This is a genomic window from Streptomyces mirabilis, assembly GCF_039503195.1.
GTDB classification, from domain to species: domain Bacteria; phylum Actinomycetota; class Actinomycetes; order Streptomycetales; family Streptomycetaceae; genus Streptomyces; species Streptomyces mirabilis_D.
Map to the genome: position 1 here is coordinate 25,828 of NZ_JBCJKP010000001.1, position 20,287 is coordinate 46,114.

Below are 20,287 nucleotides of genomic sequence, written 5' to 3' on the forward strand. Positions count from 1 at the left end.
GCGACTACCTGCAGGCATAGTAATGACAGCATCTAACCAATTGCGAAATTTTGCAATTCAGCATCAGACTGCTGCCGGGCCGCCCCGGCGACTGGGGCGGGCTGGTCAGCCCTTCTTGACCACGCTCGACTTCAGCTGCATCGCTCCGAAACCGTCGATCTTGCAGTCGATGTCGTGCCCGTCGACTCCGTCGACCAGTCGGATGCCGCGCACCTTCGTGCCGGCCTTGATCCCCGAGGGGCTGCCCTTGACCTTGAGCGCCTTCACCACGACCACGGAGTCGCCGTCCTGCAGCACATTGCCGACGGCATCCTTGACGATCCGCTCCGCGGGGGCGCCGGAATCCGTGCCGCCCTCGGCGGCCACCCATTCATGGCCGCACTCCGGGCACACCACCAGGGCGTTCATCTCGTAGGTGTACTCACACGAGCACTTCGGACAGGGAGGAAGATTCTCGATCACCCCGCCAGCGTATCCGGCCTCGGTCTCCGTCCCGACAGGACGATAAGGCCACGCTGGTCGCCAGGCACCGCAGTCTTCGTGACCCCGGTGCCGCTTTCGTGGGCCGCGCTGTCGCGTACGTCTTGATGATGGCGAAGCGGGTGGAGGAGCCTCAACGATGCTCTTCTCGTCAGCGGACGCAGCGTTCCCGGCGGCTCTCACGACCCAAGCCCTGAACCTCATCCGTCATGCCAGCCATCATCACGACAGCTCGACGAAGGAGATAAGGGCACCCCCCACCAACACCACCGCCGGCGCTGCCCTGTTCCGCACGGCGGAAGTCGCCGGGCTTGCGCAGGCGCACGAAGATCGACTGGACCCTCCTGCGCAGCATGGGCAAGAGGAGCAAGAGGAGCAAGAGGAGGGGGTCTCCGCTCGCGGCTCTGGGTAAGTAACAGATCAGGAAGGGTGGCCCGGGACCATCCGACCGGGCCGCCCCTCTTCGACACCTTAGGGCGAGACGGCTTTCCCGCCTCCCTGGACGTTCAGCAGCCGATCGGTCGACTCGGCTCCGGCAGATGGGCCCTCGCCCACTGCGCGAGCTCCTTGAGCGCAGGCTCCAATGCCGCGCCCGCTTCCGTTAGCCGGTAGGACACCCGCAGTGGCGGACCCTTGTCCACCTCGCGCACGACGAGTTCCGTGGCGGCAAGCTCGGTCAGGCGGTTGGAGAGCATGCGCTCGCTGATTCCGGGGATCGCCCGGCACAGGTCGGCGAAGTACGTCGGTCCCGTGATCAGCACGGACATGATGGGGCCGTTCCAGCGCTTTCCGAGGAGTTGGAAGACGCGTGTGATGCCCTCGTCGACCTGTGTACGGGTCTCCGCATCGTGACGGGCTGCGCTGTCGCGGGCCCGGCGCGTCGGCCGATTCATACGCCGAGGCCGTGGCGCAGTGCCGCGGTCATGTCGAGGATGCGTGGGTCGAGCGCCGACTCGGAGATGGGTCCTCCGAGTACATACTCGGCGCGTGCGCGTGCGCGTGCGGCGTGGAGGGGTCCATGGGCGGTGTCCCGGCCGCCCTCGCCAAGACAGCGGTCCCAACTCGTGCGTGTGGCAAGGCGGTTCGACATGCGAACCGACTCCGCACCCGGCGTGCGCAGTGCCCGGACGCCGGAACGTGGCCCGCTCGGGAGTGGCGAAAGCCACGGTGTGATCTCGCGGTCGCACGCGTACGTCACAGGCGCCTCCTCGGCGGGCAGATGCTGGGACGGCTTGGGGCGTCGTGCGCCTGGCAGGACGATCAGTCATGGGTCAGCCTCTGAATATTCGCTCGGCCTGGTCCCGGTTGGTGGTGTGCAAGTCCCAGTAGATGGGCGCGAGTTGGTCGGCCGGGGCCTGCGGCTGGCCGTAGAAGGTGGGGGTGCCGATCGTCACGTCGAGGCCGATGTGGGCGGCCTGGATGCCGGCGTGGGCAAGCTCCTTGTGCAGGTTGATCGCCCAGTTGCGCAGCGCGGCCGTGGCTGTGTCGATATTGACAGTCGGCGGTTGGGGGTTCATGGAGCCCGCGCCAGTGGTGAACAGCAGCGTGCCGGTGCCGGCCTCGCGCATCGCGGGCAGCACCGCCTTGGTGGCGGCGATGGCGCCGTAGAGGTGAAACTCGATCTCGTGCTGCACGTGCACGAGATCGGTCTCGGCCGGGGTGGTCATCGCGCTGGTGTCGAGCCCGGCCAGCGGGGAGTATTCCAGGACGTCGATCCCACCGAATTGTGCTGCGGCGTCCTTGAGCGCCTGGGTGAGGGCGTCGCGGTCCAGTACGTCCGCGGGGAACGCGGCGGCGGTGATGCCCTCGGCGGTGAGGGTGCCCACGAGATCGTCGAGCTTGGTGCGGTTGCGGGAGATCAGGGCGACGTCGTAGCCCTGGGAACCGAAGGTACGGGCGATGGCCAGACCCAACCGGGGGCCGGCTCCGACAATGGCGATGCTGGTCACAGCGATCCTTTCGAAGCGGGGTGGGGGTCTTTCAAAGAGGGGTTGGGGGTCTTTGCTGCCATACCGTCACCACCACCTGGGTTCCGGCTTCGTCAGGACGGATCGGCCGGTTGCCGGGCTGGATGCGAGAGGGACCGTTGGCTCTCCGAGGCTGGTGCCGCCGTCCCGACCTCCCTGGAAGACCTCCCTGAACAGCGGCATGACTTCAGCCGCCAGAGACTCGCCTTTGGTCGCCTGCACCATCTGCAGCAGATCGGCTGCCGTGTCGAGGTCCTCGACGGTCAGGTCCTCTCCGTCGCGCATGCGGACCAGAGCGTCTCTGAACGCCTCGGCGAGACGTGCCGCGTGGGGGTCGAACGACATCGAGTCGATGTCTGACAGGTGGGTGGCTGTGGTCATGTCTGTTTCCTTGTGAGGGGAGAAGAACCGAAGGCGGGTATGGAGCCGGCCATGGGGCCGTTGGCCACCAGCGCCCCGTGATGAGCCGGTCAGAAAGCCTGGGCCCGAAGCGGCCCCACATGACGATGGCCGCGGGGATGAACAGGACCGCGTTGAACGCGATGCTCGAGGGCTCCTTGCGGCGGGCATGGAAGCCCATGGCCAGGGATCACGATGACCGTAAGCCCCGTGGCGGCCAGGGGCGTGAGTACGGTGGCGATGTTGAGGGCGGCCGGGAGGATCAGCCCGAGGGCTGCGGTGAACTCGGCCAGGCCGATCAGGCGCACCACCGCAGCCGAGACATCGTTCACTCATGACAGCTGTGGGCTGAGCTGCTCACGGGACTTGATGGTCTTGAGGACGTCGGAGGCCGCGAAGGCCACGGTCAGCAGGCTCTGCACGATCCACAGGCACACGTGCATCGGAGCGGAAGCCCTCTTCTGGGATCGCGACGCGGCGTGGCGGGCCGCGGCGCGATCAGGGTTCGACGAGGGACTGGTCTGGTGCGGTGTCAGCCGCCGGGGAAGCCCTTGGCATCGAGCTTGAAGACGAGCTCGGCCTCGTCGCGCTTGGTGGTGTGCAGCTCCCAGTACATCGGTGAGATCTGCTCGGGCCGGGCCGCCTCGACGCCAGGGAGGACGGAGACGCCGATCGACGAGTCGATGCCGACGTGGGCGGCCTGGATGCCGGTGCCGACCAGTTCCTTGTGCAGGTTCATCGCCCAGTTGCGCAGCGCCGCCGCGGCGGCGTTGACGTTGGCGACCCGCGGGTCAGGCCAGATCGAGCCGGCCCCGGTGGTGTAGAGCAGGGTGCCCGCGCCGGCCTCGCGCATCACAGGCAGCACCGCCTTGGTGGCAGCGATGGCCCCGTACAGCTGGAAGTTCATCTCGAACTCCACATGGGACGGTTCGGTTCCGGCCGGAGCAGTCAGCGTGGTGATGCCGAACGTGCCCACTGGGGAGTATTCCAGGACGTCGATCCCACCGAATTGTGCTGCGGCGTCCTTGAGCGCCTGGGTGAGGGCGTCGCGGTCCAGTACGTCCGCGGGGAACGCGGCGGCGGTGATGCCCTCGGCGGTGAGGGTGCCCACGAGATCGTCGAGCTTGGTGCGGTTGCGGGAAATCAGGGCGACGTCGTAGCCCTGGGAACCGAAGGTACGGGCGATGGCCAGACCCAACCGGGGGCCGGCTCCGACAATGGCGATGCTGGTCACAGCGATCCTTTCGTAGAACGCCGTCGAGGAGACACGAGCGGCGCTGAAGAGACGGAGAGACACGGAAAGGGCTATCCGTTTCGAGATCCGGATAGCCCTTTCCGGTTCACTGCAACCACCGTAGCACACGAAATGGATAGGGCTTTCCGATTGCTAGACTGCCCCCATGAACCCTGGCGACCAACACTCCGACGCCCCCGCAGCCCAGCCTGTGCGCAGTGACGTCGAGCGCAACCGGGGACGAATCCTCGCTGCCGCGCGCACCGTGTTCGGACGCGACGGCCTGGGCGCCTCCATGGCCTCCGTGGCCCGCGAGACAGGCGTCGGAATCGCCACCGTCTTCCGTCACTTCCCCACGAAGGAAGCGCTGGTCGCAGCCGTCTTCTCCGACCGCATGGACGCCTACGCCGACGCGGTCGCCACCGCCCTCGAAGACCCCGACCCCTGGCACGGTTTCACCGGCTACATCGAGGCCGCCTGCGCGATGCAGGCCGCCGACAACGGCTTCGCCGACGTCCTGACCATGACCTTCCCCACCGCCAAGGCCATGGAGAAGCGCCGGAACGAGGCGTACGAGGGCATGGTGCGGCTCATCGGCCGCGCCAAGGCCACGGGCCGGCTGCGCGAGGACTTCGACCCCTCGGATCTGGTACTGCTGCACATGGCCAACCTCGGCGTCGTCAACGCCTGCGGCGACGCCGCTCCGGACGCCTGGCGACGCGTCGTCGCCCTGATGATCCAGTCCTTCGAGGCCCCGGCCCGGGCCCCCCTTCCCGCCTCGCCCGAGCACGACGACCTCTACAGGGCCATGCTCCGCGCCGTCCCGGCGGGCGACACCGCCCGGAAGCCGGAGCAGAACCGCTGACCTCCTGAGCCCGTCCGTCAGCTGGCGGAGGGCGATGGCGGCACGTGCACGTTCTGGTCGGCGGCCCAGGAGGCGAGGATACACAGCCGGTCACGGGTGACGGAGCCGGGCGCGGCGGTCCAGACGGTCAGGTTCTGGTCGGGGTCGGTGCTGGCGGTGAGGGTGTCCCAGTCCGGATCAGCTCGCCGACCACCGGATGGTTGAGGGTCTTCGTGCCCCTTCTCAGCGAACCGGGTGAGATGCTGCTTCACCTCCGTGCGGAGGAAGGGTGGGAGGACGACCGCATCCGGGCCCTCCACCCATCGGAGAAGGAGGGCCGTGGCGCCCCCGGCCATGGGAGTCCGGTTCTCGGCTGACGCCTCGACCGCCCGAAGCGTTCCTCAGCGCGCCGTGACCGGTGCGGTGGTGGTGTCCGACCCGTCGCTCCAGCCGTAGTGGTGGGCGGTCACCGTCACGGTGATCTTCTGGCCCTTGTCGGCCTTCACCACGATGTAGGTGGACTTGGAGGCACCGGCGATGGCCTTGCCGTTGCGTTTCCAGGTGTAGGAGTACGAGGTGGCCGTCGGCGACCAGGTGCCGTGTGCGGCCGTCAGCCGGTAACCGATCTTGGCGGTGCCGTTGAGCGAGGGCGCCTTGGCGGCCTTCGCCGCAGGGCCGACGGCGACCTGATGGCCGGGGACGTGGAGTTGGCCGAACCCGCACCGTTGCTGGCCGTGACCTTGCACGCCATCTTGTGGGTGTAGTCGTCCGAGGTCAGGGTCCGGGTCGTGCCGGTGGCGCCGGAGATGGTCCCGCCGTCACGCAACCATGACCAGGCGCTGGTCGCGTTATAGCCGGACCAGGCCGCGTACGCTCGCCAGCTTTCACGCTGCTCGGCTTTCCCTGGCGGTCCGTACGGCCCTCGCTCAGCCGGTGCTGTCGGCTGCCGGCGGCCGTGTTGGTGGCGGCGCTGGACGCCCCGGCCGCGGCGGCGAGCGTCAGCGCCAGACTCACGAGGACGACGGCCGGCCGCCCTGGCAGCGCGGCTTCCACCTCACTTTCGCGCACGTCCGGTCCTGTGGGGCCCTGCCAGTGCGGGCGGGCGAGGTGCTCGTGCAGGGAGAGGACGTCTGGACCTGGACGAGGCGCAGCGGGTCGGCTGGGATGCGCTGACGCCCGCGCAGCAGTGGATGCTCGACAGCGTCCTGGGACTTGAGCCCGCCCGCGAGGCGGAGCAGCCGCCTGCGCGCACGCAAGCCGACCGGTGGGCCGGCCATCTCGCTGCGGCTCGTCAGTTCCACGCCCGCGAGGGCACTTGAACGTGCCGCGGAACTCGATGCTCTCGGCATGCGCTGGTAGGGAGGTCGGGCCGGCAGGCGGTCGCCCCGGTGAGGGAATGACGAGGCGACCGCCCTGGCCTGCCACGGTGACCACAGCAGCAGGAACCCACCTCCCACCGACATGTCCACGGAGAGGAAGGTGGATCATCACTTATTGTGCATGCCAGATCTACAAAAAGTGATGGACACTCGCCTGATGCAGAAGATTGGCGTGAGGGGCATGTCCGGGCCGCGGCGACGCCGTTGCACGGGACATCCCGTACCGACTGCCGCGTCACCGGTGCTGCGGACGCCATTCGAAGAGCAGGATGGAGGCATCGTCCCGCAGTTGGTTGCGCTGGTATTCGAGGATGGCGTGGATGAGCAGTCGCAGCACCTCTGCCGGGCGCTGTCCGGCGGAGGAGGAGCGGATGATGAAGTCAGTGAACCGGTCAAGGCCGAACTCCGCACCGTCCGCGTCGCGAGCTTCCACGACGCCGTCGGTGTAGAGCAGGACGCAATCGCCCGGTTCCAGGGTCGCCTCGTGGACTTGCCGGGCTGCCGGGGCGAGTGGGCCGGCCAGGCCGATCGGCGGCTGTGGGAGGCTGTCCAGCGCCCGGGCGACCACCCGCTCGGCACGGATCAGCAGCGGTGGGGGGTGACCGCAGTTGACCCAGCGCAGCACCCCGGTCTCGGCGTCGAGCCGGCACAGCACGCCGGTGCAGAAAGAGTCGGGCAGCCACTGGGCGAGCGCCTGGTCGACGGAGCCGACGACGTCGGCCAGGTCGGCGCCGCTCCGGCGGGCGTTGCGCGCTGCCGCCATGGCGACCGACGTGGTCAGGCCGGCGGTCAGATCGTGACCCATGGCGTCGAGGATCATGGTGTGCAGGATGTCCTTGACCACCGAGTGGTCGAAAGCGTCGCCGGCGACGTCGTACGCCGGTTCCAGGACCGCGGTCGATACGCATCTGCTGCTGCCGATGGTGCGGGGTGGCAGGAAGGCCCGCAGCATCTCGGCGGGCAACCGCATGGTCGCAGTGCGGGTGCGGGCGGCGAGCCAGTCGCTGTAGGCGCGCTTGGAGGTGATCAGCATGGCGAACAGATGGGCCAGCATCCGGCTGCGGCGCATTCGCACCCGGTCGAGCGAGGCGGTCCGCACCGCCAGCACGCCCAGCCGCTCCGCACCATCGACCAGAGGCATCCAGAGGATCAAGCCGTCGTCGGACTCGGCCACCCGCGGAGAGACCGTGCGGTACGCCCAGCCGGCCGACGAGCGGTCCACCGGCAGCGGCTCCCGAGCCTCGTCGAGTGGGATGAGCAGCTGTTGTTGCAGGTCGGCGAGGTAGATCAACGCGGTGTCCAGGCCGAGGGCGGAGGCGCACCGGTTCGCCAGGGCGGGCAGTTCGACTGGCAGGGCAGTCTGCGCCTCGATGATCAGGTCTTCCAGCCGATTCTCGTCGACGGCGGTGTCTGGACCGGAGGAGGCGTGCGGTGGGTCCGACACGGGGATCACCCCTTCCGTGCCCAGTTTCACACCGATCCCGCCCTCTCTCACGTCAGCTCGGCCGTGCAGCTCGATGCCGAGCAGGCCCGTACGTCGACCTGGTCCACCTCGGACTCCCGATTCAGTCAGATCGCCGCCCGCATCGCTGACCCGGACTACCTGCGGTCAAGGAGTGCACGCCGTGGGAGGAACTGCGCGAGGCCCACCTTGCCCGCCTCGCAGCCCAGCGCCCGGCTGTGGCCTGATGCCCGGACGGCGCCGCGCTCAGATCGCCTTCAGCGACTCCGCCGCGAAGCAGCTGGAGAACCTCACCGACGAACACCAGATCCACGCCCTGGACCGCGCCCTGGTCGCCATCTCCGTCGACCCGAGATCGGCGAACCGATCCCCGGCGACACCACCCACCCCGAACTGCGCCAGTACACAGACGAGATCGAACGCGTCCGCGTCCTGTACTTCGTCACCGCACTGCGCAGTGTGGTGGTCGTCGCGTACATCGAGGCTTGAGTTTGCCGTCTAACGACTCCGCTGGGCAGGCAACGGTGCTGGGCAGCGATCGACGTAGGTCTATCCCCAACAGCGTCTTACCCACCATCCGTCGTCGGGCGAGGCGAAGGGGTCGGGCCAGGTTTTGGCGATGTAGAGATCGTCGAGCGGTTTCACCAGACGCCGCAGTTCACGCGCCGCCTGTGGCGGAAGAGCGTGCATTGCCGCTTCCAGAACTCCCCGCTCGTCGGTTGTGTAGAAGGGGTTACACAAAGGACAACCACAACCGCCGGAGAGAGCACGACTGGGGCGGTGGGCTGTTCGTGACCACTGCTGCAAGGCCTGGGCTATCGCCCCAGGCCAGAGCCGATCGTGTTCGAGGCGGGAAACCGCTCCGGCAAGCTTGCCGGAGCCACGCGGCAACCCAGGCGTTGGTGTTCCATGCGTCTGTCGCCTCGGGTGACGTCCGGCGGCGCGGACTTGGGACGGCCGATTACGCGGCATCGTCCTTTCTGAGCTTGCTGTTCACGGGGCCAGCATGCCGGATCCGGGGACGGCTTCGCGCCCCGGATTAGGCGTCGGGCGGGTCGTGTCGCCAGTGCGCCGGGGCTTGGTTCCTTGCTTGTGGCGCGCGGGTCGGGTGTAGGACTCGCCGGTGGCGAGGACTCGTCCGACGTCGTAGCGGGTGGCGGGTTGTCGGTTCTTCGAGCCAAGCGAGCGGCCGGGGCCGGGCCTGGTGGCTTTCGGTGCACCGGCTGGCGTGCCCGTCTTCGCCCACAGGTTCCTGAACTCGGGTCCACAGCACCGGCTGAGCGAGGGCCGTACGGACCGCAGGGGAAGCCGAGTAGCGTGAAGGCTGGCGAGCGTACGGACCAGAAGCGCCCAGCCTGACCCTCACCACAAAGGCGCAGAGAACTCCGGCGCTTCGCGCCCCCAGACCGAGGATCGCATTCCCGCCCGGCCTCAAGGCCGGGATTCCCTGCGAAGAACAAGAGATGGACAGCTCGAGGTCCGTTCGGAATTCGCATGCAGAAGTCGGCACTCGGCGACCGGTCGTGGGTCTCGAGGCACAACCTGCCGGGGGCCGTGCCTGAGCCGCCGTCAGTGAGCGAGTCCGAGCGGCACCACGGCGTGGGCGCGGGCCTGCGCGGCGGAGAGGTGGCCGGTCGCTGCGAGGGGCGCGGGCCTCAGGGACGGCTCGCCGCACCGATGTGCGACTTGATGGCGTTGGTGATGAACCGGCGGGTGCTGTCGGGGTCGAGAGCCTGGGTCTGGAGGTGGTCGTACAACACGCTGTAGTGCTGCACGTCGGACGGTTTCTCCAGATAGATGCCGCTGGTGAACCGCTCCAGGTACACCACCCCCGCCTCAGGGCCGTCGGTGGACTGGAGGATGGAGAACTGTCCCGACAGACCTGGGTGAGCCCCGACCGCATAGGGGAGGACCTGCACGGTGATGTGCGGCTCCGCGCCGAACGCGTTCAGGTACTCCAGCTGTTCACGCATCACGTCGTGAGATCCGACGACACGGCGCAGGACCGCCTCGTCCAGGACGACCCACAGGCGCAGCGGGCGGGCCGGATCGTAGATCCGGTGCTGCCGGCGCAGCCGCACCTTCAGGCGTGCGGCGGCCTGCTCAGCCGTGAGCGGGGGAACCGCTTCGCCGATGACCGCATGCGCGTAGGCGGGGGTCTGCAACAGACCGGGAATTACCAGGGGCTCGTAGGCATGGATCGAGGCGGCCTCCGTCTCCAGGCCGACGTAGACGCTGTCCGGAATGTCGCCGTAGGCATGCCACCATCCCTGCTGCCCGGAATCCCTGGCCAGCTCCATCAGCAAGTCGATGACCTGCTGGTCCGTCACTCCGTAGAGTGCGCACAGGTCGCGCACATCGCGGAGACTGATGGCGCGACGGCCGTTTTCCATGCGACTGATCTTGGACTGGGAGACCATCAGCCGCTCAGCCGCTTCTGCGCTCGTCAGCCCACTGGCCTTACGGAGCCGGCCCAGCTCAGCCCCCAGGCGGCGCCTCCTGACGGTGGGATTGATGCTCGCCGCCACGGGCGGGGTACCTCCGGCTCCACGTCATCGTCCTGGCCCCGCAGACTCCCACGAGAACGGACTTGTTGATCACGTGCCATGCCGTCGCGCTCAGGAGCATCCAAACTGGCCAGTGACACTGTCACATGCCTCCAAGCCCGGCTTCCGACAGCGCCACTGGTGCGCCCGCCCCCACCACTGCACGAGCGGCGGATCATCCAGCACGTTCTCCGGGTCGACCACTCCGCCCGCTTCAAGGAAAACCACCAGGTCATGATCGGAATGAGCCAGGTGGAGGACGGCGCCGACGGGTACGTGATGGTGGTGCACCGTCTCGTTGCTGCGGCGCGAATTGTCCCTCACGGTAAAAGCGTCTCCCCGCGCCCGCAGCGGCCGCCCGGCCCACCGAAAGGGGCCACCGCGCCGCCAGCACATCCAGTGGCCGAGCGAGTCGTGACTGCTCACCAACGGTGATCTCCGGCAGGTGGCCAGCGCCTCCCACCGTAAGCGGTGTTACAGGTCGACTGCGATAGCTGAAGTCGGCCACAGCGGTCATCAGTACGAAGAGCCGCACCCAAATCCGTTGCGGGTTCAGGCAGCGCGGCCCAGTGCCCGCAGGCTCGCCGACGCGTTCAGCAAAGGCGGCACGATGCTTCGACGAGCCGTCCCGGGCAGGCAGAGGGCGGCCCGGATCCGGGCGGCGGGCAGGTCGGGTGCGGTGGACCACAGGAGGGCTGCCGTGCCGGTGACGAAGGGGGCGGCGGCGCTGGTCCCACTGAACGGCTGTAGCCGCAGCCCGGTGTGGTGGTGAGCACCCGCAGGCCCGGCGCGCGCAGGCCGGAGCGGCCGATGCCGATGCCGAGGTTGGCGCCGGGCAGTGGTCCGCCGAGCGGGTCGCAGGCGGTGACCGGCAGGGCCCAGGGATGGGTCAGCAGGGGAGCGGGGCCCACATGCCCGTGGTTGCCGGCGGCCACCACGACCAGAACACCGCGTGTCCTGGCATGGTCGAAGGCGTCGTCCAGCGGACGGCTGCGGGCCAGCGCGTGGCCGTCGCCCCCCAGACTGAGATGGACGATCCATGCCCCGGCCTCCACCGCGTCCACCACCGCCGTGGCGAGCCCGTCCGGGGTGAGCACCGGAGAGGGCCCCGGAGTAGTCCGCGAATGTCCGGTTTGACCATGGGATGCCGTGGAGTGTGAGGGATTGCGCCTGAGCGGCGATCGCGGTGTTACGGAGAATCCCCCTGCGGTGTCGTCAGCGGCTGAATCGCGACCCGGTGTGCTCTGTGCTGCGCCGTGCGCGGCGGACGTCCCCGGCACGGAAGGCAGGACATGATGGACGTAAATCCATGTTCCGGGAGGGAGAGGTAGGAAATGGCCGAATCCGGCGCTGGCGGTACCGGCGGTGTGGCGGGCGGCAAATCGCGGTTCGACGACATCTACGACCGTCCGGACCCCCGCGCGTACTTCCAGCGGCTGGCCCCGCTTGAGTACGAGATCCCACATCATGCCCAGCCGGTCTTCCGGCAGGTAGCAACCGACCGGACGGCGCTCGACGACGGACACCGCGGCAGGCCGGCCATGCTGGACGTGTGCTGCTCGTACGGGATCAACGCCGCGCTGCTCAACCACGACGTCACGCTGGCGGAGATGTACGAGCGGTACACCTCCCCTGCTTGCCAGACGATGTCGACGGCAGAGCTCGCCGCAGGGGACAAGGAGTTCTATGCCGAGCGACGCCGACCGGACGCAGTACCTGTCTTCGGCCTGGACATCGCTGCACCCGCCGTGCAGTACGCGCTCGGGGTGGGACTGCTGGACACCGCCTTCACCGACGACCTGGAACAGAGCTCACCCAGTCCCGGTCTGAGGCGCGCGCTCGCCGAGGTCGGTCTCATCACCCTGACAGGCGGCGGCAGCTATATCACCGCCCGCACATTCACCGCACTGCTGTCCAGTGTCAGAAGGCCGGTGTGGGTCAGCGCGTTCGTTCTGCGGACCGTGTCGTACCACCCGATCGTCCGGGCACTGGCCGCGCACGGTCTGAGCACCACCGTCGACGTCACCCACACCTATCCGCAGCGTCTCTTCACCGACGAGCGGGAACAGCGGTATGCGATCGAGGCGGTACGGGCGCTGGGAGGCGACCCCGCAAGGCGCGAGAAGGACGGTCGTTTCCACAGCCTGCACTACGAGTCCCGCCCCGATACGCGGTGACAGCCAGGCGACCGAGCAGGGACTCACTGAGCGCAGCCGACGTCCAGTACTTCGATCACGTCTCCGTAGACCGTGTAGACGAGTCAGCACCACTCACCGAACGCTGCCGCCAGGCCCGGAGCCCGCATCTCCGCGTCCTCGGTGGACGCGTCGATGAGCGCGATAATCTCCTCGGGCATCTGGTCCGACAGGTCGAAGAGCAACGCTGGCGGCGGGTTGGATCAGTTCGACTCGCATGACGCCCCCGCAGACGGGCAATCAGGGCACGGCTGCCGCCGGTTGAACCCTGCGCCGTGGAAGGCTTCAGCTGGAAGAGGCTCGCTGCCCAGGTGCCAGCCCGAAGCGAGTGGCGATACGGTCCGCCAGCTCGCACGCAGAGGCTGTCCCGTCGATCACGGTCGTGTCGAGACCGTGGAGCGGGGCCTGCCTGCGGACTTCCTCGTCCCACAGAGCGTCGCGGGCCAGGCGTTTGGTGAAGGTGTCTGTCGGATCCTCGCTGCCCCAGTTGGCCCGAGTCCGAGCGGGATCCGCATAGCGGTTGGTAAGTGCGTTCTCCCTGAATGCGGGAGTGGGAAGGAGCAAGGCGGCCTGGTCCGGTTGGCGCAGCAGCGGTGCCAGGTGACGAGGCAGGATCCCGAAGTAGTCGACCAGAATGATGCGGTCGTCAGACAGGGCGAGGAGATCGTCGACGACGAAGCCGACGGTTTCGCCGTGCAGGCTCGGCATGGCCTGGAACACCTGGTGCGGGGTGCGGTCGTGCCACATGGCTCCGGGCGGCAGGTTCCGCGGGGCGGCAAGGTGCGGGTGGCGTTGCGCAGTGCACCGGTCGAGCCAGCCGCGTTCTGCATGATCGCCTCGGTAGACCGCAACGTCATACCGGTCGGCCAGTAACCGGGTCAGCGTGCTCTTGCTGGCACCCGTGCCGCCGACGATCCAGCGCACGTGCGCAAGTCGCTCTTCGAGGGCACGGAAGGTCTCGGCATCCGAGAATGCGAAGGTCATGCCCATATGGTCGTGGTCGCGACGCAAAAATTGCAGTCTTGTTCTCCAGCGCCAGCAGCATGAATATGAAAGAGAGAGCACCCGTCAGCTGGCCTCCCATCACACGAAACAGCCTCCACACGCCCCCAGTCACTCTCCTTGGGACGTACTCATCACCTGCGCTCGGCGCACGCTCCGCCAGGCGCCTCATGGCCTCGCAGAGGCTCTCACAAGTGGGAACACGGCAACAAGTACGGGGCTCCTGTCGCGCTCTAGGCGACATCAATTCTCATCAACATTGATCAAGCAGGAGCGCCGTGAGTGACTCCCGAACTCGTGTCGAAACGACCTCCACGAGAAGTGACACAGCCACCTACCGACGGGTCTGGTGCAGGTTTGGGTGACAGGTTGACCTGCCCCGCCTCTCAGGTTCCAGTTCTGCTGGCTAACTGACGGCCTTCACGAAAGGCTGCCGGACATGCCCCGCGCCTACCCCGCTGAGTTCCGCGCCCGGGCCATCGCGTTGGTGCGGGCAGGAAAAGAACAGAAGCAGACCGCCGTCGACCTCGGCATCCATCCGGTCACGTTGTCCAACAACGACTACACCACCCTCTACACGGAGCTGATGCACCAGGCCCAGCGTGCCCGGCTCCTCGCCGCCAAGCACATCGGCCAGCTCTACGCCAAGATCGACCCCAGCGAGCCGTGCAGAAGGGCGACAAGATCGTGGTCGCCGACTACCTGCGCGGCCTGTGGACCGCTGGAGCGGAGGGCGACCGGGCCCTCGGCCTGGACATGGCCGACGACATCAAGTACGCCCAGGAGGAGCACGACAAGGCGCTGTCCGCGCTGAAGGACGAGGAGACCAAGTTCCGGACGGCGGACGCGAACCTCCCCAAGGCGTTCAAGCTGCGCGGGGAGTGGCAGGCCGCCGCCGACCAACTCGACAGCCTGGAAGGGCGGCTGGCCGGGCTGGAGAACGGCAGCTCCCATGTGCCGTACGACCGGTACCTCAACTACAAGATGGCGGACGTCCTGCGCGGCAGTGAACTCGCCGAGGGCGCTCCCCGGTTCCTCAAGGAGATCCCGGTCATCGACGTCGCGGCCACGGTGGCCGTGGGCGGTCTGGAGGCCAAGCAGGTCCACGACGAGGGCTGGTCCTGGGGCCACTCGGTGCTCGTCGACGTGGGCGGCGGCCTGGTGGCCCTGGGTGCCGGTGTCGGTCTCGCGGCCTCGATCCCGGTGGACGGGGTGGTCGCCACGGCCGCGGTCGGCGGCGCGGTCGTCGTCGGCGTGGGAACCGTCGCCGACAAGCTGCTCCACGAGCACTGGAGCGAGGACTGGGACGACCACGGCGCGGTCGTGGGCACGCTGTACGGCATCGGCCACTCCGGGGCCCAGGCGTGGCACACGGGCGAAGGTACGGTGACTGGCACCGGCCACTGGATCGGCGACAAGTCCAAGGCGCTGTGGCACAAGATCTTCTGATGTTGGTGGGGACGACATGAAAAGTACGGTGGACGGCGTCCCCGGGGAGCAGGTGGAGCCGGCGGCGATTCCGCGCCTGGGCACGACCTGGTTCGACCGGGGCGCCGGGTACTGGCTGCGCCGGATCGCACATGGCTGCTTCCAGCTCGCCCTGCTGCTGTTCGCCGGCCTCGTCGTGACCGCCTTCTACGCGGGGTTCTGGGAAGCGGTGGGGGTGCCCCGCTCCGTACGTACCGCGGTGTACGCGGTGACGGCGGTCGCCTGCCTGCTCAGCCTCGTCGCGGGTTTCGTGCGCACCCGGCGCGCACCGGTGGAGATCCCCACCCCCGAACAGGCATGGCGGGAGCACCGTTCCCGGCAGCGCAGGAACGCCGCCTCGGCCGCCGGCGGCCGCTGGACGCTGCTGCTCCTCGCGCCCGTCCTGCCCGCCACCGTCGCCTGGGCGATCGGCACCTGGGCCGCCCCGACGCTCGCGCGCCGCACCGCCGCCGAGATCGGCGCCCGCGAGGACTACGAGCGCCGGGTGCGCGAGCAGGAGGAGCGGGCCGAGTCCGCCCGACCGCTCCCGCCCCGCAACCGGGCCGAGCGCCGCCACGGACGCCGCTGAGCGCGAACCGGGCCGGTTGCCCAACCCGTCAGCGTCACAGCCCAGTTGACTGGCTCGCGCAGCCCGGCGTACGCCGAACCTCCGCACCCGGCGGCCCTCTGCCGTAGTCCGGCCGGGCGACGACCGGGAGCGTTCGTCGGCCGTCATGCGCGGCAGTGCCGAGCCGAGCTGGCGCTTCAGCGTGGCCCACGTAGTGGTGGTCTGCTCGCAGGCGGTCTTCTTCAGTGCCCCGCGAATGGCGGTGGCGGCAGAGCGCAAGCTTTCCGGCATGAGGGCTTCGCGCTCGAAGGGGGTGCGGGCCGCTTCCGGCTGAGCCGGCCTTTCGATCCAGGATCGCGCCCTGCGCTGCTCGCTGAGAGTCAGTCCGTTCCCGGCGCGGTCTACCGCTTCGGTCAGCTCCTGAACCAATTCCGGGATTTCGGCATCGGTGAGCGGAACCGGCTGGGTGAGGCGGTCCAGGATGTTCCGCGCCTGGCGGATCGCCGTACGGCGAGACTGCCGTTCCTGGCGGCGCCCCTGCCGCACAGCGGCGCTGCCCGACTCTTGAGCGGAGGCGACGGCAGACGTCGGCACTGGGAGCCGTTTCGGCTTCCGGGAACGGGACCGTACGGCCGGTACGGGGATCTGAGCGCCCACGCCGCGGCGCAGCCGCAGCAGCTCATCCGAGGCCTGCCGCATGAGGTCGTTCGCCTCTGCCGTGGCTCCCTGCCGAGTGGCCGCCTCCAGCAGGTCCAGGCAGTGCTGCAGGCGCGTCACGCTCGCGCGGTCGGCAAGGGTCTTGCGCAGCGCTTCGATCGCGGTGTGGTCGACCGGCTGGGCCGGTGCTGTGGCGAAGTGCGGGGACGGGACGGTGGGCTTTGCGGTCAGATCGCGTGCGTACACGCCGATCGGCACAATGTCGCTGCGCCGGCGCCGGATCTCCACCACCGCGGGAGTGGACAACCCGTCGGGATTGAGCCCCACCGTGTCGGAGACGAAGTCGTACCAGTCGAACGTGCCGTTGCTGTGCTCGGTGCCGATCTGCACCTTGCGGTGCGCTCCGTCAGGCACACAGCGGACCCGGTGCACGTAGCCCTGCTCGCGCAGGATGCGCGGATCCGGATCGATCCCCGGTCCGAGGACAGTGCCGGCGTGTAAACCCCCAGGCTCGGGAAGGGCGGAACTGTCCAGGATGAAGTGCAGCGGCTCGTACCCGCTGGGCTCGGCGGTGACCTGCGCGCCCAGCCTGATCTCACCGATCGGATCCCGCAGGATGCTGGCCTCGCCCCTGAGACCGCGGCGGGCCATCCAGTCGGTCACGGCGGCCTTGATGGAGAGGTGGTCGGCGCTGCCCGTTCCAGATGTCCTCGAGCTCGTCCGACGCACAAGGAATCGGGAGCGTCCGGATCCGGCATATGCGCGAAGTGGCAGATCTTGTCCGTGCAGAGCCTGGTCGTCAGCCAGCCTCCACAGCCGCCCAGCCACACCCCCTGGTGGCAGGGCCGTCCTCCCCGCGTAGGCGGAGGTGAGCCGAACAGTGATCACATGATGAGGATCTTTGAAAACGGCTCTGACCGCGGTTCCGTGAATTTCCAGGTTCGACGACCCGACCGTTGGTCAGATCGGGGGCTGCGTGTCGGAGGATTCACGTGCTGGGCGCCCGGCTCGTACGAAGTCGATGTATTCGTCTTGTGCCAGGCCGGTGTTGACCCATCGGCCGCTGACCGCCCCCGCGCGACCCGCAGCCTCGGCTAGGCCGTGTCTGATAATTGATCTTGTGGCTGGTCGAGGTGAACTGACGGATGCGGCGTGGGAGCAAATACGACCGCTGCTTCCTGCGATGGATGGGCGGGGTAAGCCCTGGCGGGATCACCGGCAGGTGATCGACGGGGTGCTGTGGCGGCTGCGAACCGGTGCTCCGTGGCGAGATCTGCCCGAGTGGTACGGCCCGTGGCAGACTGCCTACGAACGCTTCGCCCGCTGGGAAGCCGATGGCACATGGGCCAGGTTGCTCGAGCACGCGCAGGTCCGCGATAACGCGGTGGGCCGCATCGAGTGGACCGTGTCGGTGGACTCCACCATCAATCGTGCCCACCAGCACGCCGCTGGCACCCGCAAAAAGGGGAGCCTTGCGGGTACAAATTGGAGGATTCGCAACGCTCGGCGGCGCGGCAGGCTCTCGGCCGATCCCGGGGAGGGCTGACCACCAAGGTCCACCTGGCCGTCGACGGACGAGGCCTGCCGCTGTCCATCGTCCTGACACCGGGCAACGTCAACGACTCCACGATGTTCGACGCAGTCCTGAACGCCATTTACGTTCCCCGGTCCGGGATGGGCAGGCCCCGACGCCGACCTGACCGGGTGCTGGCCGACAAGGCGTACTCCTCCCGGGCTATCCGGGCCGCGCTCAGGCATCGTGGCATCAAGGCCACAATCCCCGAACGCTCCGACCAGGTCGGCAACCGGCGTCGAAAGGGCAGTGCCGACGGCCGCCGCCCCGCCTTCGATCGGGAGGCATACAAGCACCGGAACGTCGTGGAACGCTGCTTCAACCGGCTCAAACAGTTCCGGGCCGTCGCCACACGGTTCGACAAACTTGCCACCCGTTACCAGGCGGGACTGCAGGTGTGTTCGCTGATCTTGTGGCTACGCGGCTGCCGTGACCACCGGGCGAACAGACTTCGCCGCCTGCGCGGTTGAGCCGTGAACGCCGTTTGCGGGACACCCAGCGCATCGAGCTGTGACATGAGCCGAACCTCTGCTCGGGCTTCGACATCCACGAGCTATGCAGGAGGCCCTGCCTTCATACGCCGCCCTCATGGCGATCACCCGAACGCGACTCCCGTTCGATCAACAAGCTCCATGATCGGTACGACAACGGCTCTTTACAGACTCGCCGTTGCGCTGTACGCCTCATCGGTGAACTGCCCGTTCCCACTGCTGTCGAAGTATCCAAGAATCGCGCCCGATTTCCATTGGCCGGCCTCATAGGGCGCCGTAACGGTCACATAGCACGATGTGCAGTTGTGTTTGGTCGCATTGTTCTGGCTGACGTTGGATCCGTAGAAGTACAGGGCCGTCCCGAACGTCAGTGTGGCCGCGTTGCTGTTGCAGTAGGCCCAGACCGTGGATGTCACGCCGGCAGCGCCGTGGTACGGCTTGCCGGGGCTGACGGTGCAGGTGAGTACGGCGACGGAGGGTGCTGACCTGGTGACGGTCACTGTGCTTCCGCCCACCGTCATGGTCGCACTGTTCTCGCCGGCCGGCACGCTGATGGTGGCCGCGTGGGCCGAGTGGGAGGTGGTGGGCGGAGCGGCCTGAGCGCCGGGGGCGCCGATCAGCGCGACAGCGGTCATCGAGGCCACGCCGAACAGGCAGCCCAATATTTTAGTGCGCATGCAACCTCGATCTGGAGAGGGGAGACTGAGCACGGTGGTCAACCGCCGCAGCGCAGCGCTTGATTAGCGGAGAACGGCCGAGCGCAACGTGTGCCACTGAAGGCGCCTGCCGCAGGGCGAGCGTCCCAAGGAAAAGAAGTTCGCGATCTTCACGGACCGACCACGGGCTAGATTCTGCGGCATGGAGTCAGAGGCGTCCATGCCGCACCGTGATATTTCAGGCCATTCTGTTTCCGGAAATGCTCACGACGGAGCCGTGGGCGCCGCGGTGACGACGGCAACGGCCCGCCGCCCCGATCCGTGCGGGTCCGCTCGCCGACGGGGCGGACGGACTATCCGGCGTACGGGACCCAGGCATGCGCGCCCACGTCGTTCCTGCTGTACCAGTAGTGCGGCATTCCCTCGATGGCCGTTGTCCCGAACGGCCCGCCGGGATCGTCGACGCGGATCGTGCCGCTGCGGCCCTGGCAGGACCAGTCAAGTTCCAGGTACCAGCGGGCCTCGACTGCCAGACGCGTTGCCCGCTCACGCAGTTCATCGGCTTCACTGGTCATGCGGCTCAGCCCTTCACGCGCCGATGCGTCCGTTTGAAGGGCCTGACCCTTCAGGGCTACCGCTGCCGTTGTGGCCACGCAGCCGACGATTTCGCCCGCCCATAGCTTGATCATTTATCAGACAGGACCTAGTGCTGGATTCCTCTTTGGCTGGGTATATGTCCTGGTGGCGGGGTAGTTGCGGGTGCTCGGGGGCGGGTGCTGGGCGATGGTTTTATGGGCACGGCCGGAGCATGATGAGGATGAGCGGGCTGTCGTCCGCCGGCTGGCGCGGGCACGGAAGGCGCCGCGGGATGTGGTGATGCGGGCCCGGATGATCGAGTTGAGCTGGTCGGGGCTGCGGGTGTCGGCGATCGCTGTGGAGCTGGGCTGCAGCCAGAAAACAGCTCGCTGCTGGCTGCACCGCTTCAACGGCGCCGGCCTGCAGGGGCTGGAGGATCTGTGCGGGCAGGGCCGCAAGCGGCGGATCACCGAGCAGGAGCGGTCCCGGATCATTTCCCTGGTCAAGACCGTCCCGCCGGGGCGGCTGCGGTGGGAGCCCGTCGGGGAACTGTGGGCCTTCGACGAGTCGGGACCCGCCGAGTGGACGCTGGATTCTCTGGCCGCTGCAGCACAGGTCGAAGGGATTGAGGTGGGCCGCTCGCAGGTGCGCCGCATCCTGCTCGCCGAGGGGGTGAGGTGGCGTCGCACCCGGTCGTGGATGCGGTCGAAGGACCCGGACTTCGTCCCAAAAGGACAAGGATCATCGGCCTCTACACCCAGCCGCCCGACGACGTGACGGTGATCTGCGCC

Annotated in this window: 20 protein-coding genes and 5 pseudogenes; 9 read left to right on the forward strand and 16 right to left on the reverse strand. The window is 68.1% G+C overall.

Going from position 1 to position 20,287, the window contains the following annotated elements; translation table 11 throughout:
* Positions 1–105: 105 nt before the first annotated feature.
* The 7 genes from AAFF41_RS00140 to AAFF41_RS00170 form a co-directional block, all read right to left on the reverse strand.
* Complete coding sequence (locus AAFF41_RS00140; protein WP_319752532.1) at positions 106–462, reverse strand: zinc ribbon domain-containing protein YjdM; 357 nt, start codon at positions 460–462, stop codon at positions 106–108.
* A 524-nt stretch (positions 463–986) separates the two neighbouring features.
* Positions 987–1,373, reverse strand: a complete 387-nt coding sequence (locus tag AAFF41_RS00145; protein WP_343323167.1) for a winged helix-turn-helix transcriptional regulator — start codon at positions 1,371–1,373, stop codon at positions 987–989.
* Entirely contained in the window at positions 1,370–1,570 is a 201-nt protein-coding gene (locus AAFF41_RS00150) for a hypothetical protein (RefSeq protein ID WP_319752534.1), read from the reverse strand. The genes AAFF41_RS00145 and AAFF41_RS00150 overlap by 4 nt, the downstream gene beginning before the upstream one ends.
* Positions 1,571–1,751: 181 nt before the next feature.
* Entirely contained in the window at positions 1,752–2,429 is a 678-nt protein-coding gene (locus AAFF41_RS00155) for an SDR family NAD(P)-dependent oxidoreductase (protein ID WP_343323168.1), read from the reverse strand.
* A 66-nt stretch (positions 2,430–2,495) separates the two neighbouring features.
* A complete protein-coding gene (locus AAFF41_RS00160; RefSeq protein ID WP_343323169.1) occupies positions 2,496–2,828 on the reverse strand; it encodes a hypothetical protein in 333 nt (110 codons plus the stop codon).
* An 89-nt stretch (positions 2,829–2,917) separates the two neighbouring features.
* Entirely contained in the window at positions 2,918–3,178 is a 261-nt protein-coding gene (locus tag AAFF41_RS00165) for a DoxX family protein (protein WP_343323170.1), read from the reverse strand.
* A gap of 200 nt (positions 3,179–3,378) precedes the next feature.
* Entirely contained in the window at positions 3,379–4,080 is a 702-nt protein-coding gene (locus AAFF41_RS00170) for an SDR family NAD(P)-dependent oxidoreductase (protein ID WP_343323171.1), read from the reverse strand.
* 166 nt (positions 4,081–4,246) lie between these two features.
* On the opposite strand from AAFF41_RS00170, the gene AAFF41_RS00175 reads away from it, so the two are divergent.
* Positions 4,247–4,945, forward strand: a complete 699-nt coding sequence (locus AAFF41_RS00175) for a TetR/AcrR family transcriptional regulator (protein ID WP_060896725.1) — start codon at positions 4,247–4,249, stop codon at positions 4,943–4,945.
* A gap of 17 nt (positions 4,946–4,962) precedes the next feature.
* On the opposite strand, the pseudogene AAFF41_RS00180 reads toward AAFF41_RS00175, so the two are convergent.
* The 3 genes and pseudogenes from AAFF41_RS00180 to AAFF41_RS00190 form a co-directional block, all read right to left on the reverse strand.
* Positions 4,963–5,162, reverse strand: a pseudogene (locus AAFF41_RS00180) (MmyB family transcriptional regulator); the annotation flags it as partial.
* A 163-nt stretch (positions 5,163–5,325) separates the two neighbouring features.
* Positions 5,326–5,670 carry a hypothetical protein gene (locus tag AAFF41_RS00185; protein ID WP_319752539.1) on the reverse strand — a complete coding sequence of 115 codons (345 nt, stop codon included), beginning with the start codon at positions 5,668–5,670 and terminating at the stop codon, positions 5,326–5,328.
* Positions 5,671–6,538: 868 nt separating this feature from the next.
* Positions 6,539–7,756 carry a PP2C family protein-serine/threonine phosphatase gene (locus AAFF41_RS00190; protein ID WP_415925987.1) on the reverse strand — a complete coding sequence of 406 codons (1,218 nt, stop codon included), beginning with the start codon at positions 7,754–7,756 and terminating at the stop codon, positions 6,539–6,541.
* Between AAFF41_RS00190 and AAFF41_RS51275 the strand changes: the two are divergent.
* Both AAFF41_RS51275 and AAFF41_RS00195 read left to right on the forward strand, forming a co-directional pair.
* Positions 7,730–7,992 (forward strand): annotated as a pseudogene (locus AAFF41_RS51275) (hypothetical protein). The gene AAFF41_RS00190 and the pseudogene AAFF41_RS51275 sit on opposite strands and share 27 nt — an antisense overlap.
* Positions 7,992–8,254, forward strand: a pseudogene (locus tag AAFF41_RS00195) (hypothetical protein). The pseudogenes AAFF41_RS51275 and AAFF41_RS00195 overlap by 1 nt, the downstream one beginning before the upstream one ends.
* A gap of 504 nt (positions 8,255–8,758) precedes the next feature.
* On the opposite strand, the pseudogene AAFF41_RS00200 reads toward AAFF41_RS00195, so the two are convergent.
* From AAFF41_RS00200 to AAFF41_RS00210, 3 genes and pseudogenes are all read right to left on the reverse strand, one after another.
* Positions 8,759–9,022 (reverse strand): annotated as a pseudogene (locus AAFF41_RS00200) (hypothetical protein); the annotation flags it as partial.
* Between the two features lie 398 nt (positions 9,023–9,420).
* A complete protein-coding gene (locus AAFF41_RS00205) occupies positions 9,421–10,293 on the reverse strand; it encodes a helix-turn-helix domain-containing protein (RefSeq protein WP_343323172.1) in 873 nt (290 codons plus the stop codon).
* Positions 10,294–10,863: 570 nt separating this feature from the next.
* Complete coding sequence (locus AAFF41_RS00210; RefSeq protein ID WP_351523700.1) at positions 10,864–11,352, reverse strand: S8 family serine peptidase; 489 nt, start codon at positions 11,350–11,352, stop codon at positions 10,864–10,866.
* A 293-nt stretch (positions 11,353–11,645) separates the two neighbouring features.
* Between AAFF41_RS00210 and AAFF41_RS00215 the strand changes: the two genes are divergently transcribed.
* Positions 11,646–12,488, forward strand: coding sequence for a hypothetical protein (locus AAFF41_RS00215; RefSeq protein ID WP_319752543.1), 843 nt, complete (start codon positions 11,646–11,648; stop codon positions 12,486–12,488).
* A 303-nt stretch (positions 12,489–12,791) separates the two neighbouring features.
* On the opposite strand, the gene AAFF41_RS00220 is transcribed toward AAFF41_RS00215, so the two are convergent.
* Positions 12,792–13,490 (reverse strand): hypothetical protein, encoded by a 699-nt coding sequence (locus AAFF41_RS00220; protein WP_343323173.1) that lies wholly within the window; start codon positions 13,488–13,490, stop codon positions 12,792–12,794.
* Between the two features lie 457 nt (positions 13,491–13,947).
* Here AAFF41_RS00220 and AAFF41_RS51280 point away from each other — a divergent pair.
* The 4 genes and pseudogenes from AAFF41_RS51280 to AAFF41_RS00235 all read left to right on the forward strand — a co-directional run.
* Positions 13,948–14,064: pseudogene (locus tag AAFF41_RS51280) on the forward strand (IS3-like element ISAar24 family transposase); the annotation flags it as partial.
* 110 nt (positions 14,065–14,174) lie between these two features.
* Positions 14,175–14,957: a hypothetical protein gene (locus tag AAFF41_RS00225; RefSeq protein ID WP_343323174.1), complete on the forward strand. Its 783-nt coding sequence runs from the start codon at positions 14,175–14,177 to the stop codon at positions 14,955–14,957.
* Between the two features lie 16 nt (positions 14,958–14,973).
* Positions 14,974–15,564 carry a hypothetical protein gene (locus tag AAFF41_RS00230; protein WP_343323175.1) on the forward strand — a complete coding sequence of 197 codons (591 nt, stop codon included), beginning with the start codon at positions 14,974–14,976 and terminating at the stop codon, positions 15,562–15,564.
* Between the two features lie 1,756 nt (positions 15,565–17,320).
* Positions 17,321–18,243 (forward strand): IS5 family transposase gene (locus AAFF41_RS00235; RefSeq protein WP_343323176.1). Its coding sequence is split into 2 segments (ribosomal slippage): positions 17,321–17,681 and positions 17,681–18,243, totalling 924 coding nucleotides; the frame shifts between segments, so codons are not numbered across the junction.
* A 185-nt stretch (positions 18,244–18,428) separates the two neighbouring features.
* Here AAFF41_RS00235 and AAFF41_RS00240 read toward each other — a convergent pair.
* Both AAFF41_RS00240 and AAFF41_RS51285 read right to left on the reverse strand, forming a co-directional pair.
* Entirely contained in the window at positions 18,429–18,983 is a 555-nt protein-coding gene (locus AAFF41_RS00240) for a hypothetical protein (protein WP_343323177.1), read from the reverse strand.
* A gap of 290 nt (positions 18,984–19,273) precedes the next feature.
* Complete coding sequence (locus tag AAFF41_RS51285) at positions 19,274–19,609, reverse strand: hypothetical protein (protein WP_425526085.1); 336 nt, start codon at positions 19,607–19,609, stop codon at positions 19,274–19,276.
* 187 nt (positions 19,610–19,796) lie between these two features.
* Between AAFF41_RS51285 and AAFF41_RS00250 the strand changes: the two genes are divergently transcribed.
* The gene (locus AAFF41_RS00250) at positions 19,797–20,273 is read left to right on the forward strand and encodes a helix-turn-helix domain-containing protein (protein WP_343323178.1); all 477 of its coding nucleotides are present in this window, start codon (positions 19,797–19,799) and stop codon (positions 20,271–20,273) included.
* The last annotated feature ends 14 nt before the right edge of the window (positions 20,274–20,287 follow it).